Below are 17,410 nucleotides of genomic sequence, written 5' to 3'. Positions count from 1 at the left end.
TATAATTTTAGTTGCAAAGATAGGGAACTGTGGGTAGTTGATAGTGGGTAGTTAAAAAAAGCCGGCCTTGATAAGGCCGGGATTAAGTTTTTAGAGTACTGGGATGTAACGTCTGGGTGCTTCGCCTGACAAAACTTTGGCAATCTGGTTTGAAATTGCACCATCAATAAGTCGGTCGAGCCAGAAAAATTCTCCTGCCGAATTAATTTCAAGGAAATAATGTTCGTTTTCAGGAGTAACAATAATATCTACGGCACCATAGTTAATCTGGTAGATATCCATCATTTTCAATAATTTTTGTTTTATGGGTTCCGGCAAGTCATAAGGTTCCCACTGGTCCAGCAGTTCAACACCTTCACGACGCCAATCAATTTTAGCATTGTCCAACTTTTGGGAATCAACCGCAAAGGAAAAAACAGCATCACCCACAATGGTTATTCGTAACTCTTTCTGTTTTTCCAGTTTTTCCTGGAACTGCATCGGACAATATTGCAAGCTGTCAATCGCATCCAGATTGTCTTCGGTTATGACATTGGTAAATACAACATGTTCCACTCCTCCTCTGTCAATGGCAAAAGAGCTTTGCATTTTTGTAATTGCTCCTTTGGGATGTGAGAGTACAAATTTTTTAGCTTCGTCCGGATTGTTCGTTATGCAGGTTTCCGGAATTTTCAATCCAAGTGAAGAAGCAATTTTCATCTGTTCTTCTTTGCTGTCCAACCTCCTGTATTGGCTGAATTTGCCTATCTGGAAACAATTCATACTTTCCAGCATTCCAAAAAGCGTGGTTCTTATTTCTCCGTGCGCAGAAGACAAATATTCCCCTTCCAAGACGCTGCTCAAGCCGCTTCCCAGATTATGGCTACGCCTGTACCACAAAGCTGCAATGTCGTGTAGAGACTCCCTTTCACCGTTGTGGTCAAGATAGACTTTCCATTGCCCGTCTTCAAAACAACTTGTCAATCCGTAATGCAGCGGATATAAATCGACATTAAAACGTATGGCCCGGGCATTATATTTTTTTAGCTGTTGCGAAACAGTTTCTATAGATTCGTTATCATGGGTATGTGTAATTATCAGTACTTTTTTCATAGAATTTTGGGAGTTTAATTGATTAGGGAAAGGAACCGCTACTCTAACCTCGCGACTAATTTTTCGGCTATGGTTTCCCCAATAGGATAGCTTAAATCTCTTTGCAGCATTCCCCATTCACCCTGAGGATTTACCTCCAGAAAAATATAGCGCCCGTCCTGATGGCGAATCATGTCAATAGCGCCAAAAAAGAGTCCCATCTGTTCCATCATTTTTGAAAGCGAAGTTGCAACCGGGTCTGGAAGTTTATAAGATTCCCATTTAAAATAAATATCGGTTGCAATACGCCAGTCTGTTTTGCCGCGTTCTGACTGTCCGGCATTTATTTTTCCGGCAAAAAATTCGCCATCAACATAAATTATGCGGAGTTCATAGGCCTTCGGAATCATTTCCTGAAAAATCATGGGACAGTAAATCAGAGTAGCAAGGCCTGCCAGATTAGGTTCTGTTATCTGTGTAGTAGGGAAAAAAGGTGTATTACCCAACATACTTCGGGAAAGCGTACCATGAAGCTTGGCTATCATCTGTTTGTTGCATTCCTCATAGAAAAACGCTTTTACCTGTTCCTGATTGTTTGTAAAAAGACTTTTGGGTATCTCAATGCCATTTTGTGCGGCAACAGATAATTGTCCGAACTTGTTATTACTTATTTCATGGTCTTTTGCCATTGGATTAAACCAGGGAACATCACGTAGCGATTCAAAAAAGATATTTTGCATGGTGTAATATTCCTGAAGATAGATTTCTTTAAAATCATCATCGAGTTCGTCAGGAGCTTCTGCCTGCCAAAGTTTTCGGTACCAAACAGCTTCCACTGCATTGGCATCAATGACACGGTCATCAATTTGGATTTGGACAGTATTCTTATTATCGGAAAGCGAATAATCAAAAGATAGTTTGGACGAAAAAAGGTCACTATTCATTCTATAGGCCTCCTTACCCAGTTCTTTCAGCCTTTTCATCACTATATCTATCGTATAGAGATCATTGCTGTGCGTCAGACAAAGTATCATTAATTAGGAATTATTTAAATAAAAAAAGCCCAAGCATATCCCTCTTGAGCAAAAAAAAGCAACAGTATTTACATACAGAAACACTGTTGCTTTCATCAAATCTTAAAGCTCGACTCCTTCTTCATCACTATCAGACGGATATTTCATCGTCTGATAAAGATCTTTGACTCTGCTTGTGATTACCTGGCCCGGGCCATCTTCACCATCTGATGGGAATTTCATAGTTACTGCATCAGTTCCACCATTAATTTGTTCCATTTCCTTTTCAGGAACCTGGCTTTCCAAAAAGTTGGCAAAGAAAGGCTTTTTCAATTTTTTGTCATTTTCCATGATAATAAATTTGGGATTAATACTATGTTTTTCTTTTTCAGTCCTAAGATAGGAAAATAACCCAAACAATCTTAATTTATAGTATTGAAAATCAAAATTTTAACATCATTAGTTCGCATTCAGCGAATACAACACAGGTAAGAAATCGCTCACACGCCTTTATTTGACTGGCTTTAGCAGAAAAAAAAATTGTTTGAAAAATCAGATCTGTGCCTATTGTATTTTCCTGAAATTGTTTCCGATATTGAAAACCGATATGACAGCTGTCCTGTTTCGCCCTCAACATTGTCTAATTTACAACCTCTCACTTCCATAGCTTCAGTCTACCTTTGTAAAAGGCAAAAACAAAATCAATCATTTTAAAAAAACAAACAATGAACAATTCAAACCAAACAATTACCGTAGAAACTACTGTAAAAGCACCTATTTCCAAAGTATGGCAAAGCTTTACAGAACCACAACACACCATGAACTGGAGTTTTGCATCTGAAGATTGGCACGCTCCTGAAGCAGAAAACGATTTGAGAATCGGAGGAAAATTCAGAACAAAGATGGCGGCTAAAGACGGCAGTATGGCATTTGATTTCGAAGGCGAATACACCCAGGTCGAGAATCATAAAAAAATAGAATATGTAATGGGTGATGGTCGTCGCGTAAGTGTTAGTTTCGAAGATTCCGGTGATACCGTAAAAGTAACGGAAACTTTCGACCCTGAAAATACGCACCCTATCGAATTCCAAAAAGCAGGATGGCAAGCCATCATGGATAATTTCAAAAAATATACAGAGACACTGTAAATCATTACACAACTAAAAAACAACAGTTATGGCAAAAGAATTTTGGATAAATCTTCCGGCAAAAGACCTTGGCAAAACCAGAGCTTTCTTTAAAGCAATTGACTTTAGGGAAAATTCACAATTTAGCGAAAACCCTACAATGGCTTCGTTTTTTGTGGGAGACAAGAATGTAGTGGTTAATTTCTTCCCTGAGGCGCTTTTTAAGAGCTTTAGCGGCAACGAAATTGCAGACACGGCAAAAGGTACCGAAACCCTGTTTTCAATCGATGCACAATCTCCTAATGAGGTTGATGAACTGGCTAACAAAGCCGTGGCCGCCGGAGCAGTACTTTATGCCCAACCGGGTGAAAAAGACGGTTGGATGTATGGCTGCGGATTCAGTGACCCGGATGGCCACCGCTGGAACGTTCTTTTTATGGATTTCAGCAAAATGCCACAACAATAATAATTCCTCTTAAAAACAAAAAACCACAACATACTGTTGTGGTTTTTTTATGAATTTTTAAAATTTGTTACTTTATAAAATCTTTTGCTTTTTCAAGCGCTTCTCTGATTCCGTCTGTATTTTTTCCTCCTGCTGTTGCAAAGAAAGGCTGACCACCGCCACCACCTTGGATGTATTTTCCAAGTTCACGAACAACTTGTCCGGCATTCAGGTTTCTTTCTGCTACCAATTCTTTAGAAATATAACATGTCAGCATTGGCTTTCCTTCTTCGGCTGTAGCCAAAACCAGGAAAAGATTAGTACCAAGACTACCCAATTCATAAGCCAGGTCTTTCGCTCCTTCCGGATTCAGGTCAACTTGTTTAGCTAAAAATTTCAGGCCATTGATTTCCTCGATTTCTGAAACCAATTCGCCTTTTAGATTTTTTGCTTTTTCTTTCAGCAAAGCCTCCACCTGTTTTTTCAATTTGGCATTTTCCTCCTGTAAAGAAACAACCGCTTTTAATGAATCCTGTGGATTTTTCAAAGCTTCTTTTATTTCTTTCAATGCATTTTCCTGAGAAGCAAAAAACTCTTTTGCACCTTCATTTGTGATGGCTTCAATACGTCGTATTCCGGCAGCCACCGCTCCTTCACTTACAATTTTAAAATACCAGATGTCTGCCGTATTGCCAACGTGGATTCCTCCGCAAAGTTCCATACTGTCGCCAAATTTTATGGCACGTACCGTATCGCCGTATTTTTCTCCGAATAATGCCATAGCACCTTCTTCGATTGCCTGTTTGAACGGAATATTTCTTCTTTCAATCAACGGAAGCTGTTCCTGGATTTTTGCATTTACAAAAGTTTCTACTTCCTTCAATTCTTCGTCGGTTACTTTTGCAAAATGAGAAAAGTCAAAACGAAGATGGTTAGGCGCTACCAACGAACCTTTTTGCTCTACGTGTGTTCCTAAAACATGTCTCAGGGCTTGGTGCAACAAGTGCGTAGCCGAGTGATTGCTTGCCGATTCGCTTCGCAGTTTGGTATTGACCAATGCCATGAATTTTCCTTGCGGATTTTCAGGCAATTCTTTTGCAAAATGCAATATCAGGTTGTTTTCTTTTTTGGTATCGATAATCTCGATGGCCTGGTTTGGCGTGAACAATGTTCCTTTGTCACCTACCTGACCTCCGCCTTCCGGATAAAATGGCGTAGCATCTAAAACAATCTGGTACAGCTTACCGTCTTTTTTAGAATCTACTTTTCTATATCGTGTTATTCTTACTTCTTTTTCTACCTCATCATATCCTACAAAAGTTTCAATGTTTCCTTCCACCAAAACAGTCCAGTCGTCTGTTGAAGTTTCTGATGCGGCACGGGAACGGTCTTTCTGTTTTTGCAATTCGGTATCAAATTCTTTTTCGTTATAGGACATTCCTTTTTCTTTCAGAATCAATGCGGTCAAATCTTTTGGGAAACCAAAAGTGTCATACAGTTCAAAAGCTTTTGCTCCCGAAACCTCATTCCCTTTTGTTTCTTTGACAACATTTTCAAGCAGCTGCAATCCCTGGTCCAGTGTTCGCAAGAAAGAAGCTTCTTCTTCCTTGATTACATTGGTAACCAGATTCTGCTGTGTTTTGATTTCCGGAAAAAACTCTCCCATCTGGTTTGCCAAAACAGCAACCAATTTATAAATAAACGGTTCTTTCGTATTCAGGAAAGTAAATCCGTAACGGATAGCGCGACGCAAAATCCTTCTGATAACATAACCCGCACCTGTGTTGGAAGGCAACTGACCGTCTGCGATAGCAAAAGCTACGGCACGAACGTGGTCTACAACAACGCGAATTGCAATATTGGTTTTATTCTGTTCTTCGCTTATATCTTTAACCTCGTTTGAAGTATATTTTTTCCCGGTGATGGATTCAACTTCTCGAATGAGCGGTGTAAATACATCTGTGTCATAATTGGACTGTACGCCTTGCAAAGCCATGCACAAGCGCTCAAATCCCATACCGGTATCCACATGCTTAGCCGGTAGTTTTTCAAGAGAACCATCAGCCTTACGGTTGAATTCCATAAAAACGTTATTCCAGATTTCTACAACCTGCGGATGGTCGTTATTGACCAGGCTCTTTCCGGAAACCTTTGCCTTTTCTTCTTCACTGCGCAAATCGACATGGATTTCTGAACACGGCCCGCATGGTCCCTGTTCTCCCATTTCCCAGAAATTGTCTTTTTTATTTCCAAGTATAATACGGTCTTCATCAACCAACGTTTTCCAGATGTCCCAGGCTTCCTGGTCAAACGGTACATTTTCAGCCGGATTACCTTCAAAAACAGAAACGTACAGGTTTTCTTTTGGAATTTTGTAGACTTCTGTCAGCAGTTGCCAGGCCCAATTAATCGCTTCTTTTTTGAAATAATCGCCAAAACTCCAGTTCCCCAACATTTCAAACATGGTGTGGTGGTAGGTATCAAAACCTACATCTTCCAAATCGTTATGTTTACCGGAAACGCGAAGGCATTTTTGGGTATCGGCAATTCTTTTACTTTTTGGCGTGGCGTTACCCAAAAAATATTCCTTGAACTGGGCCATCCCAGAATTATTAAACATCAAGGTTGGGTCGTCTTTTAAAACGATAGGCGCTGAAGGCACAATTAAATGCCCACGCTCCTCAAAAAATTGTAAAAATTGCTTTCTGATATCCTGTGATTTCATCTGAAATATTAGTTTATGGTCTTGGAGTAAATTTCTTTATTCTAAAAATAATAAGACGAACCTATGAAACATTTTTTAAATTTGTTCGTATAACATTTATACAATTGAAAATAATAATCAATTGTTGTTATCAGTAAACTTTTAAAACTAATTAGTTTACCGCTAATAAAGCTGCAAAAATAGCATATTTTAAAATATGAAGAAGGTAAAATATTATTACGATACCGAAAATTTAGCTTACCGGAAAATCAAACCCAAAAAAGGACAAAAACTAGGCGTAATCGCCTTATTTTTATTAGCTTCGGCATTGTTCGGATTTTTATGCTTCGTGATATTAATCAATACACCGTTCTTTGAAACTCCCAAGGACAGACTTCAGGCTCGTGAGATTGAAAACATGAAAATCAATTATGCTATCCTGAACAAAAAAATGGACCAGATTGATGAAGTTTTGGAAAACGTTGCGGAACGTGACAATAATTTGTATCGTGTTTACTTCAACTCCTCACCTATTCCTGAAGAACAGCGAAAGGCGGGTTTTGGCGGCGTGAACCGATACAAGGCACTGGAAGGCTATAACAATTCCGAACTGGTTGTCAGTACGACAAAACGCGTGGATATTATATCCAAAGAATTGGTTATCCAATCCAAATCTTTAGACGAAATCCTAAAGCTGGCAAAAGAAAAAGAAAAACTACTGACAGCAATTCCTGCCATTCAGCCAGTCAAAAATGAGCAATTGAAGCAGATGGCATCCGGATTCGGTTACCGTAGCGACCCGTTTACCAAAATCAGGAAATTCCACGCAGGAATGGACTTTTCTGCCAAAACCGGAACTCCTATTTATGCAACCGGTGACGGTGTAGTAGAACGGGCAGACAACACGGCATCCGGTTATGGAAACCATATCGTAATTCGGCACGGATTTGGATATGAAACATTGTATGGGCATTTAAGCAAATATAAAGTAAGAGCCGGGCAAAGAGTAAAACGGGGTGATGTGATTGGCTATGTAGGAAGTACAGGGCGTTCCGAGGCACCACACCTGCATTATGAAGTCCATAAAAACGGAGAAGTCGTAAACCCATTGAATTATTATTACGGAAATATTTCGGCAGCAGAGTTTGCGGCCATATCAAAATTAGCTAACCAGGAAAACCAATCTTTAGATTAATGCATTTAGACTTATCGCCGGATAAAAGATATTACAGCATTGGCGAACTAGCCAAAGCTTTTGACGTGAATGCTTCGCTCATCCGATTTTGGGACAAGGAATTCGATATCCTGAAACCTAAAAAGAATGCGAAAGGCAACCGTATGTTTACGCCCGAAGACGTAAAAAATCTCCAGTTAATTTATCATCTGGTCAAAGAACGAGGCTTTACCCTTGAAGGTGCCAAAACGCATTTAAAGGAAGGCCAGAAAAAGACTTTGGATAAATTTGAAATCATCAGCAAGCTTGAATCCATAAAAGCCCAGCTGACAAGCATTAAAAATGAATTATAGCATACGCTTAAAAAGAAAACAAATCAATAAATAATAAACTCTAAAAACAAAAGCAAAATGAAAAAATGGTTAATTATAGGTGGTATTTTACTCATCCTTGTTATTTGGTCTGTAAGTTCGTATAACGGTTTAGTTGGTGTTGAAGCCGATGCAAAAACAGCTTGGTCGAAGGTTGAGAGTTCATATCAAAGAAGAAACGATTTGATTCAAAACCTTGTCAACACCGTGCAAGGTGCCGCAGATTTCGAAAAATCAACATTAACTGAAGTAACCGAAGCTCGTGCTAAAGCCACCAGCATTAACATCGACCCATCCAAAGCTACTCCAGAACAATTAGCTCAATTTCAAGAAGCTCAAAATGGAGTTATGGGCGCTTTCAGTAAACTATTGGTATCTGTAGAAAGATATCCAGACCTAAAAGCTACTCAAAACTTTAGAGATTTACAATCTCAAATTGAAGGAACAGAAAATCGTATTAATGTTGAAAGAGATCGTTACAACGATGCTGTTAATATATATGACATTAAGATGAAGAAATTCCCAACCGTTATTTTCGCAAAACTTTTTGGCTTCAACGAAATGTCGCGATTTAAAGCAGACGCAGGAGCAGAAAAAACTCCAAAAGTACAATTTGACTTTAAAAAATAAATCATGTCAATGACAGAATATTTTCTTACCCAAGAGGAAGAACAAGAAATTATCAAAGCTATTTCACAGGCTGAAAAAAACACTTCTGGAGAGATAAGAGTCCACATTGAAAATCATACTGAAAAACCTCCGCTCGAAAGAGCTCAGGAGGTTTTTCATATTTTGGAAATGAACAATACAACCCATAGGAATGGCGTATTGTTTTATGTAGGAGTTTCTGACCATACATTTGCTATTATTGGAGATGAAGGAATTAACAAAGTTGTTGAAAATGATTTTTGGGACTGTACAAAAGATACTGTGATTGACTTGTTTAAAGAAAAAAGATTTAAAGAGGGATTAGTAGCCGGAATTTTAAAAGCCGGCGAACGATTACAAAAGTTTTTCCCTTTTGAAAATGACGATACAAACGAATTATCTAACGAAATATCTAGAGGATAATGATAAATTTTTTTTACATCAAAAATATTCGTTTTTTCTTATTTACCGCAATCTTACTTTTTAGTTTTCAAGGGTTCGCCCAAAGTTTTGAGATACCTAAAAAGCCTAATTTTATTCATCCAATAATGGACTTGGACAACACCAAGACCTTGACACAAAACGAAACTAATCAAATCTATCAAAAACTTAAAAATTATTCAGATTCCACTTCAACGGAAGTGTTGATTATTATCGTCAAAACAACTCATGGTGAAGACATTGCCAGATACGCAACAGATTTAGGTCATAAATGGCAAATCGGACAAAAAGGAAAAGATAATGGTATTATCCTTCTAATTGCAAAAGATGATAAAAAAATAAATATTTCTACTGGTTATGGAACCGAGCATCTAATGACAGATGCCTTGTCAAGAAGGGTTATTGATGAAGTAATAACCCCTGAATTTAGACAAAATAATTTTTATGCTGGCATAGACAAAGGAACAACCGCTATAATGCAAATTATGAGCGGTGAATATAAAAATAATAAAAAAGCAGGAGAATCTTCAAATGGAGGATTAATTGTTTTCATTATTATTTTCATAATAATCTTGATTATAATTTCAAAAAACAGAGGTAATCGAGGAGGTGGCTCAGGAAGATTTTCCGGTCCAGATTTAGCCGACATAATCATTTTAAGCAGCTTAGGAAGAAATTCTGGCAGCGGTGGTTTCGGAGGCTTTGGAGGTGGAGGTTCTGGTGGTTTCGGAGGTTTCGGCGGCGGCGGCGGTTTTGGCGGCGGCGGCGCTTCTGGCGGATGGTAATCAATAAAAAAGGAAAGACTCCTAAATAGCAGTTTTTCCTTTTTTATTGATATCGTTTTGAAAGTCTGCCTTTCGCCTTAGCGTCTTTCAATCTTTACACCCTTTCTATGTGAACTATTTCTCGCAAAGACACAAAGGCGCTAAGCACGATTTTAGTAGACTAAAGTCTGAATCGCGTGCGCAGGAATTGTGACTTCCGATTCTGAATTACCTACAAACAGCTTGTATTTTATTTCACCATCCGATTGGTTCATCACTACGGTTACCATTTCTCCGTTTGTATTCAGGAATGTTGTGCTTAGCAATTGGCTTCTGCTGGCTGCCGTGCTCACTCTTTTAGCTTCCGGACGGATAAACTTTGAAAAATGTCCTATGTAATAATACGATGGCGTGTAAATTAACTTACCTGCCGTTAAATCTCCGTGAATTGGTGCAAAACAGAAGTTAGACACGTGGTTTGGCCCGCCTTTTTCATCGAGAAGAATGTTCCAATCTGTCCAGGCAACGGTTCCGTTATTGAAATCGTTAATCATGTTGATTCCGTAGCGTTCTGCATTTGCCCAAAACTGATAACGTGCCGGATTAAATGCCTCGATACAGCCTTCCGTAAACATCAGTTTCTTGTCAGGAAAAGAATCGGCTACCAATTTTACATTATCAAACATCGGTTTTCCGCCATTCCAGGTTTCATACCAATGGAAACCCATTCCCCAGGCATATTTTGAAGCTTCAGGGTCAGAATAGATTGTATTGGCACGTTGCACCATCAGGTCTCTGTTATGATCCCATACTACTATTTTTTTGTTTTCCAGCCCGTTCTTTTGCATAGTAGGACCTAAGTATTTTTTCAGGAAATCTCTTTCTTCTTCGGCAGTAAAAATACAGGACTCCCACGTTTGGGTTGCCATCGGTTCGTTTTGTACCGTGATTCCCCAAATTGGAATACCTTCTTTTTCATAGGCCTGGATGAATTTCACATAATAATTCGCCCAAGGCTGGTAAAATTCAGGAGCTAATTTTCCACCTTTCAGTATGCTTTTAGTGTCCTTCATAAACGCAGGAGGACTCCACGGGCTTGCATACAAAGTCATTTCTTTGCCAGCCGTTTTCATTGCATCTTTGATAAGCGGGATTCTGTATTTTTTGTCGTGGTCGATTGAAAAGGATTTTAGTTCCTTATCATTTTCATTGACATAAGTATAACTCTCACTACTAAAATCAGAGCTATGGATGGTGGTTCGGATTAAAGAATAGCCTATTCCTTTTTCCCTGCTGTAATACGCATCCAGAAATTCTTTTTGCTGTTGTTTTGAAAGTTTGGCAAAAACTTCGGCACTTGCATCCGTAATGGCTCCGCCTATTCCCATGAAGGTTTGGAATTGCTTATCCGGGTTTACGAAAACCGAAACTTCGTTTTCCAAAGGTTGTTTTGCCGGCCTGAACTCAGAACCCGAAGTTGGGCTGAGTCTTAAACTGGTATTCTCTGCCGTGGTGAATACCTTGATTTTTTTTCCGCTTGCTACAAATGGCTTGTTTTTAGAATCCTGAGCGAATCCGGCAAAACAAGCCATTACTAACAATGCGCTTACTACATTTTTTTTCATTGAATATTTAATTTGGTCTGCTAATTTACCAAATAGAATATTAAATCTTCTTAAAATGAATGCTCTTAAAAGCTAAAACTATTCCCTTCTTTTTTCTTTCCGCCAAATTTTTCAATCTTATATGTGAGTGAAAACATAGCATATCTTTTCAATACCGTGTTCTGGATATCTTCAATAGATTCCGGATTGATGTATCTTACGGCACTCTGGTTTTGGTTCAGCACGTCATATACCTTGACTTTAAGTAACAGTTTATCTTCCATAAAATTATACCCTAAACTTGTATTCAAAAGGTAGAAATCCTTTTTATAGCCGTCAGAAATATTAGAATTGTAAGTATATCCAAAATCGTTTCCGAAAACAAAATGCTTTGGCCAATGGCTTGTTGTCTGTATTTTAAAATTATGCGTAAAATTAGACGAACTACTCACTGAATAATTTTCATAGTTGGTCTTATTCCATGTATAAGTATAAGATGGTTCTATGGTTAGCAGTTCTCCGTAGTCCCATGCTATTCTGACTTGAGGACTCAAACCCAACCCTCTTGCTTCATATAATGCATTATTGGTCAATCCTTTATTTAGGTTATAGTTGGCATTTGCTCCTATATCAAATCTAAAAGTATGCTGTTCCCTTTTTATAGACTTGCTCCAGCTTGCTCCGCCATAGCTATTATAGGTATCGTTGATGTTTTGATAATCAGCTCTGTTGATTAAGTCAACCGGATTAAAAACTCTTGAAAAAACAATCTGCTGTTCGTAATAATTAAACCCTGCATATAAGTAAAACCCGGACTTAGAGGCATAATCATAATTATTATAGTTCAGGTGAAGGCTATGGTTTTTTGTAGGATTCAGGTCCGGATTTCCAGAAATCTGAAATAAAGGATTGGTCAGGTCAGCCACAGGAAGTATTTGTGCTGCTGTTGGCAATTGCACATCGAAATTATAATACATATAAAACGATTTTGACTTTGACAGCCTGTAATTAAACCAGGCATTTGCTGACGGGTATACATAATTTTTATCCACATGAGTGGTAGTACCGTCATACTGCGAGGTATTTTCCATACGGATAACTTTTGTACCCAGAGTCATGCCTCCTGAATACTTACTTTTTCTCACATTAAAGGAAGCCCCAGGATTAAATGTCCTTGTTTTTGACATGAGACCATACGAGAGCAGGTTATTAAATTCCGAATACTGTCCTGACGATGCATTTTGATTGAATGTTGATTTAGTATTGTCATAATCTTTCCATTCATACGATCCTCTGATTGTTATACTCAACGAATCGGTTATGGGTTCTGAATATCCAATTCGTGTATAATATGTATTGTCTTTTTCATCATCATACACTCTTTGGCGACGAATATCTTCTGTCCTGTCCGGGTCCTGGAAGAAATAGGTTTCAGAGTTTGTTATATTGTCTTTATCGTTACTCTTATTTGTGTTATTAAAAGTGAAACCAAAATTCCTTCCTTTTCTCTTGAATTTTTTATGAAGGTATAACTCATTTCCAAAAGTGGAGGAAGCATTATTTGATTTTGATGAATTGGTACTTTCGTTTACCAATCCTAAATCATTTGTAGAGGACTGTTCTGAAAAGTTTTTCGACTCCGAATTGTTTTTTACCAAACTTGGACGAACCGATAATGTCAACGACGGGTTAATCTTATATTCAAGTTCCAGATTAAAATTATGCCCATCGCTTGTTCTTCTTGTCGTCCCTGACGATTCCGTGATAAAAGAACTGTTGGTACCGTTTTCGGATGTCAGGAAGTTTTCGGTACGGCTACGCGTATCATTGTCCGTTTTGGAATTGGTATAAAAATAACTTCCGTTAGGCTCCAGTTTTTTGAACCATTCGTCTGCAAAGTTAAGCCCAATCATGCTCGACTGCGTAATCCCTTCATTTCCGCCAAAGTTCATGCCGTCTATACCAAAAGAACCGTTACTGTTACTATAAAAATTCCGTCCTCCACCCATGGCATCGAAAATCTCATCCATAGAAAACCCTACAGAATTGATATTGTTGGATGAGGCGAGAATACTTATTTTTTGCTTGTCCTTGAAATAATTTACCAGACCGCTGGATTCATACCGCTTGTCTGTACCGTATCCTCCTGTAAATTTCCCAAACAATCCTTTATTCTTATCTTCCTGTATGGTGATATTAATACTTTTATTATCGGAACTTGCCGCATCGCCAGAGAGTTTTTCTTCTTTTGTTTTTGTATCTGAAACCTGAATCTTATCTACGATTTCAGAAGGCAGGTTCTTTATGGCTACCTTCCCATCTTTCCCGAAAAATGATTTCCCATTGACAAGAATCTCATTGACTTCCTTTCCGTTTACCTTTATCTTTCCGTCTTTGTCTATTTCAACGCCCGGCAATTGCTTCAGTAGTGCCTCGACGTTAGAATCAGGACGCACTTTAAAAGAAGATGCATTGAATTCGAGTGTATCATTTTTGATTCGGATAGGCGGTGCTTCGCTTACAATCTCTACTTCTCCTAAAGTTGTAACTGCATCCGAAATAAAAATTTCTCCCATGTCTATATCTGACGTCAATTTAGGAAATTCTTTTTCCCAGGTCTGATATCCCAATGACGCTACTTTTACAATGAATGGCTGGTTTAATTTCTTAACCGAAATGGAAAAGTTTCCGTTTTTATTCGAAATGGTGTAATCAATAACAGTTGAATCTTTTGCTGCTGTAATGTAGATGGTAGCTGATTCCAGAGGCAGATTTACCTCTTTACTGACTGCTTTTCCTTTAATGGTAAATGAATTTTGTCCAAACGCTGCGCACGATAAAAGGACGAAGAGAACTGGGAGGAGGGTTCTTAGCATTAAAATGTACTTTTAGTTATAGTTTGTAAGAAAATAAAACTGCGAATTACAACTTTTATTATGGAAAGAAATAATTTCTTACAGAATTTTTAACAAATCATTAAAAAAACGAAAAAACGCGGCTATAACAAAAAAAAGTTTATAGTACCATTACTTAATAAAAAGGGATTGCGAAAGCAATCCCTTTCTTCTCTTTATATGAAATATTATTTTTCTCTGATGTAAATATCAATCGGAACTCCGGAAAAGTCCCAGTTTTCACGGATTTTGTTTTCGAGAAAACGCTTATACGGTTCTTTTACATACTGTGGCAAGTTGGCAAAAAACACAAACTGCGGCGTTGGTGTTGGCAACTGCATGCAGAATTTGATTTTCACATATTTCCCTTTTAAAGCCGGCGGAGGATAGTTTTCGATAATCTTGAGCATGTGGTCGTTAAATTTCGACGTAGCAATTCGCTGCTTTCTGTTCTCGAATACTTTTACCGTTTCTTCCAAAGCCTTTAGCAAACGCTGCTTGGTTAAGGCCGAAGTAAAAATGATTGGCACGTCAGTAAAAGGCATCAATTCCTTGCGGATTTTAGCTTCGTATTCTTTGGTTGTCATGGTATCTTTTTCAACCAAATCCCATTTGTTAACCAGAATAACGATTCCTTTTCTGTTTTTTTCTGCCAGCCAGAAAATATTCTGGTCCTGACCTTCAAAGCCTCTGGTTGCATCAATTATAAGAATACATACGTCTGCATGCTCTATCGCACGAACCGAACGCATGACAGAATAAAACTCAAGGTCTTCTTTTACTTTTGCCTTACGACGGATTCCAGCCGTATCGACAAGGTTAAATTCAAAACCAAAACGGTCGAATTTGGTATCAATAGCATCACGGGTAGTTCCCGCAATATCGGTTACAATATATCTTTCTTTTCCAATCAGTGCATTGATAAAACTGGATTTACCCGCATTTGGACGTCCTACCACTGCAAAACGAGGCAATTCCAATTCTTCTTTTGTAGGTTCCGGCTTTTCAGGGAAAGCTTCAATCAGGGCATCTAATAACTCCCCTGTTCCGCTTCCGGAAATACTGGCAAATGTGTAGTAATCTCCCAAACCTAAGTTATAGAACTCGACCGCGTCTTTTTCACGCATGGCATTGTCAACCTTATTCACCGCCAATAAAACCGGTTTGGTGACTTTACGCAATAATTTTGCAACGGCTTCGTCCATTGGCGTGATGCCCTCTTCTACGTCAACGACAAAGATGATAACATCAGCTTCATCAATAGCCAGTTCTACCTGTTTTCTGATTTCGCCTTCAAAAACGTCATCTGAACCACGAACATAACCACCGGTATCAATTACCGAAAATTCCTTTCCATTCCATTCACTTTTGCCGTAATTCCTGTCACGGGTCACACCCGAAACTGAATCCACGATAGCTTCTCTTCTTTGAATCAACCTATTAAAAAGTGTTGACTTTCCTACATTTGGCCTTCCAACAATGGCAACGATATTGTTCATACTGTTTTTAAAATATTTTGCAAAGGTACGGTTTTTGTTTCAAGTAAAAAGCGGAAAGTTCAGGCCTTATCGTTTCGTGCCATTTCTAACCTTAAATCTTTAACGACAATTTAGCATTTTCAGCAAAATAAAAATAATCGTTTTGCTGTTATAGGAATTATTATGGAACTTGATAAAAACATACAACTTCGTCCCAAATTCGAGCAGTTTTCGCCTAAGACAATTGGCGAGATAAAGTCTACGTATGAAAAAATTAAAACTTTTGCATCGGAAGATTTTAAGTTTCGAAATGCCGGAAACCACATCTGGCTAGGGGTTGGAATGTTCCGAAGAGAGTTCTGGTCGCCTTCGCTACACATTGAACTAGATTCTTATGAAGACGGCAGAACTTATGTGAAAGGAATTTTTGGCCCTGACCCAATCTTATGGTTTATTTTTCTGGCAATGCATTTTATTGTAGGCGGACTGTTTATCGTTTTCGGAATAATTGCCTATTCCAAATGGACGCTTTCGCAATCTAACAGTTTTGACCTCTTTATGATGTCTGTTCTTTCTATTATCTGGCTGCTATTGTATTTTGTAGCCCGGATCCACAGAAAGAAAGGAGCCGCCCAAATGCGCGAACTCTTTTCATTAGCCCACAGGATTATTGCCTGATTATTTGTTGTTATAGCCAAATCTTCTCAATTGGTAAGCATTGCTTCTCCAATCTTTGTTTACTTTTACAAAAAGCTCGATATGAATTTGCTTTCCGAAGAATTTCTCCAGGTCTTCACGTGACTGAACGCCCACTTTTTTTAGTGCCAATCCTTTGTGACCGATGATAATTCCTTTTTGGGTGTCGCGTTCTACCATGATAACAGAACGGATACGGATGATGTCTTCATCTTCTAAAAACTCTTCCGTTTCGATTTCTACAGAATAAGGAATTTCTTTTTCGTAGTTCATCAGAATTTTTTCACGGATAATCTCATTGACAAAAAAACGTTCCGGTTTGTCTGTCAAGGCATCTTTAGGATAAAATGGCGGCGATTCCGGTAAAAGTTCTATGATTCTGGCAAATACTTCTTTTACGTTGAAATTTTCCAGGGCAGAAATCGGATACAGTTCAGCATTCGGAACTTTTTCTTTCCAAAGTGCCATCTGCTCTTCCAATTGTTCCTGGTTTGATTTGTCTATTTTGTTTAAAAGCAGCAATACGGGAATCTTGGCATGAATAATCTTATTGAAAAAGGCTTCATCTTTCAGTTCTTTTTCTCCCACCTCAACCATATAGATTAATACGTCTGCATCTTCAAAAGCCGATTTGACGAAATCCATCATGGACGATTGCAGTTCATAGGCAGGTTTGATGATTCCCGGTGTATCTGAAAGTACAACCTGAAAATCTTCCCCATTCACAATTCCCAAAATCCTATGACGTGTGGTTTGCGCTTTTGATGTAATGATTGACAGGCGCTCGCCTACAAATGCATTCATCAATGTAGATTTACCTACGTTCGGATTTCCAATAATATTTACAAAACCTGCTTTATGTGACATCTCAAAAATAATTTATGCTGCAAAGGTAGTCATATCACCCCAATACAGGAAATAAAACATTTTTCATAAAAAAGCTTGTTATTTAAGATAATCGTTGTAAATTTGCACCCGAA

Annotated in this window: 16 protein-coding genes; 8 read left to right on the top strand and 8 right to left on the bottom strand. The window is 38.4% G+C overall.

The features are described 5' to 3' along the window. Positions 1-90: 90 nt before the first annotated feature. The 3 genes from ASG38_RS08535 to ASG38_RS08525 all read right to left on the bottom strand — a co-directional run bounded on the left by ASG38_RS08535 (position 91) and on the right by ASG38_RS08525 (position 2,435). Positions 91-1,092: an MvdC/MvdD family ATP grasp protein gene (locus ASG38_RS08535; RefSeq protein ID WP_056069198.1), complete on the bottom strand. Its 1,002-nt coding sequence runs from the start codon at positions 1,090-1,092 to the stop codon at positions 91-93. Between the two features lie 38 nt (positions 1,093-1,130). After that, positions 1,131-2,105: an MvdC/MvdD family ATP grasp protein gene (locus ASG38_RS08530; protein WP_157486123.1), complete on the bottom strand. Its 975-nt coding sequence runs from the start codon at positions 2,103-2,105 to the stop codon at positions 1,131-1,133. 102 nt (positions 2,106-2,207) lie between these two features. Beyond that, the gene (locus ASG38_RS08525; RefSeq protein WP_082482215.1) at positions 2,208-2,435 is read right to left on the bottom strand and encodes a microviridin/marinostatin family tricyclic proteinase inhibitor; all 228 of its coding nucleotides are present in this window, start codon (positions 2,433-2,435) and stop codon (positions 2,208-2,210) included. A 374-nt stretch (positions 2,436-2,809) separates the two neighbouring features. On the opposite strand from ASG38_RS08525, the gene ASG38_RS08520 reads away from it, so the two are divergent. Next, on the top strand, positions 2,810-3,232 hold the full coding sequence (locus ASG38_RS08520) for an SRPBCC family protein (RefSeq protein ID WP_056069189.1): 423 nt from the start codon (positions 2,810-2,812) through the stop codon (positions 3,230-3,232). A 28-nt stretch (positions 3,233-3,260) separates the two neighbouring features. Next, positions 3,261-3,677, top strand: coding sequence for a VOC family protein (locus ASG38_RS08515; RefSeq protein WP_056069186.1), 417 nt, complete (start codon positions 3,261-3,263; stop codon positions 3,675-3,677). A gap of 67 nt (positions 3,678-3,744) precedes the next feature. Here the strand turns inward: ASG38_RS08515 and alaS are convergent, their stop codons facing one another. Further along, positions 3,745-6,381: an alanine--tRNA ligase gene (gene alaS, locus ASG38_RS08510; RefSeq protein ID WP_056069183.1), complete on the bottom strand. Its 2,637-nt coding sequence runs from the start codon at positions 6,379-6,381 to the stop codon at positions 3,745-3,747. 196 nt (positions 6,382-6,577) lie between these two features. Here alaS and ASG38_RS08505 point away from each other — a divergent pair, with 196 nt between their 5' ends. From ASG38_RS08505 to ASG38_RS08485, 5 genes are read left to right on the top strand one after another with little or no spacing between them, the layout of a single operon-like run. Further along, positions 6,578-7,555, top strand: coding sequence for a M23 family metallopeptidase (locus ASG38_RS08505; protein ID WP_056069180.1), 978 nt, complete (start codon positions 6,578-6,580; stop codon positions 7,553-7,555). Further along, complete coding sequence (locus ASG38_RS08500) at positions 7,555-7,887, top strand: MerR family transcriptional regulator (protein ID WP_056069177.1); 333 nt, start codon at positions 7,555-7,557, stop codon at positions 7,885-7,887. The genes ASG38_RS08505 and ASG38_RS08500 overlap by 1 nt, the downstream gene beginning before the upstream one ends. 57 nt (positions 7,888-7,944) lie before the next feature. Then, the gene (locus ASG38_RS08495) at positions 7,945-8,535 is read left to right on the top strand and encodes a LemA family protein (RefSeq protein WP_056069174.1); all 591 of its coding nucleotides are present in this window, start codon (positions 7,945-7,947) and stop codon (positions 8,533-8,535) included. A 3-nt stretch (positions 8,536-8,538) separates the two neighbouring features. Beyond that, positions 8,539-8,976: a TPM domain-containing protein gene (locus ASG38_RS08490; protein ID WP_056069170.1), complete on the top strand. Its 438-nt coding sequence runs from the start codon at positions 8,539-8,541 to the stop codon at positions 8,974-8,976. After that, positions 8,976-9,779 (top strand): YgcG family protein, encoded by an 804-nt coding sequence (locus ASG38_RS08485; RefSeq protein WP_157486120.1) that lies wholly within the window; start codon positions 8,976-8,978, stop codon positions 9,777-9,779. Before ASG38_RS08490 ends, ASG38_RS08485 begins: the two co-directional genes overlap by 1 nt. Before the next feature lie 152 nt (positions 9,780-9,931). Here ASG38_RS08485 and ASG38_RS08480 read toward each other — a convergent pair whose 3' ends face one another. The 3 genes from ASG38_RS08480 to der all read right to left on the bottom strand — a co-directional run bounded on the left by ASG38_RS08480 (position 9,932) and on the right by der (position 15,755). Beyond that, positions 9,932-11,383, bottom strand: coding sequence for a glycoside hydrolase family 30 beta sandwich domain-containing protein (locus ASG38_RS08480; RefSeq protein WP_056069165.1), 1,452 nt, complete (start codon positions 11,381-11,383; stop codon positions 9,932-9,934). Positions 11,384-11,448: 65 nt separating this feature from the next. Then, positions 11,449-14,238 (bottom strand): outer membrane beta-barrel protein, encoded by a 2,790-nt coding sequence (locus tag ASG38_RS08475; RefSeq protein WP_056069162.1) that lies wholly within the window; start codon positions 14,236-14,238, stop codon positions 11,449-11,451. A 206-nt stretch (positions 14,239-14,444) separates the two neighbouring features. Then, positions 14,445-15,755, bottom strand: a complete 1,311-nt coding sequence (gene der / locus ASG38_RS08470) for a ribosome biogenesis GTPase Der (protein WP_056069159.1) — start codon at positions 15,753-15,755, stop codon at positions 14,445-14,447. A 162-nt stretch (positions 15,756-15,917) separates the two neighbouring features. Here der and ASG38_RS08465 point away from each other — a divergent pair, with 162 nt between their 5' ends. Further along, on the top strand, positions 15,918-16,412 hold the full coding sequence (locus tag ASG38_RS08465) for a hypothetical protein (protein WP_056069156.1): 495 nt from the start codon (positions 15,918-15,920) through the stop codon (positions 16,410-16,412). On the opposite strand, the gene era is transcribed toward ASG38_RS08465, so the two are convergent. Beyond that, on the bottom strand, positions 16,413-17,297 hold the full coding sequence (gene era, locus ASG38_RS08460; protein ID WP_056069153.1) for a GTPase Era: 885 nt from the start codon (positions 17,295-17,297) through the stop codon (positions 16,413-16,415). It lies immediately after the preceding gene. Between the last annotated feature and the right edge of the window lie 113 nt (positions 17,298-17,410).

The organism is Flavobacterium sp. Leaf359, assembly GCF_001423985.1.
GTDB classification, from domain to species: Bacteria; Bacteroidota; Bacteroidia; order Flavobacteriales; family Flavobacteriaceae; genus Flavobacterium; species Flavobacterium lindanitolerans.
Note: the sequence above shows the minus strand (reverse complement) of the source record. Positions and strands in the feature narration are given on the sequence as shown.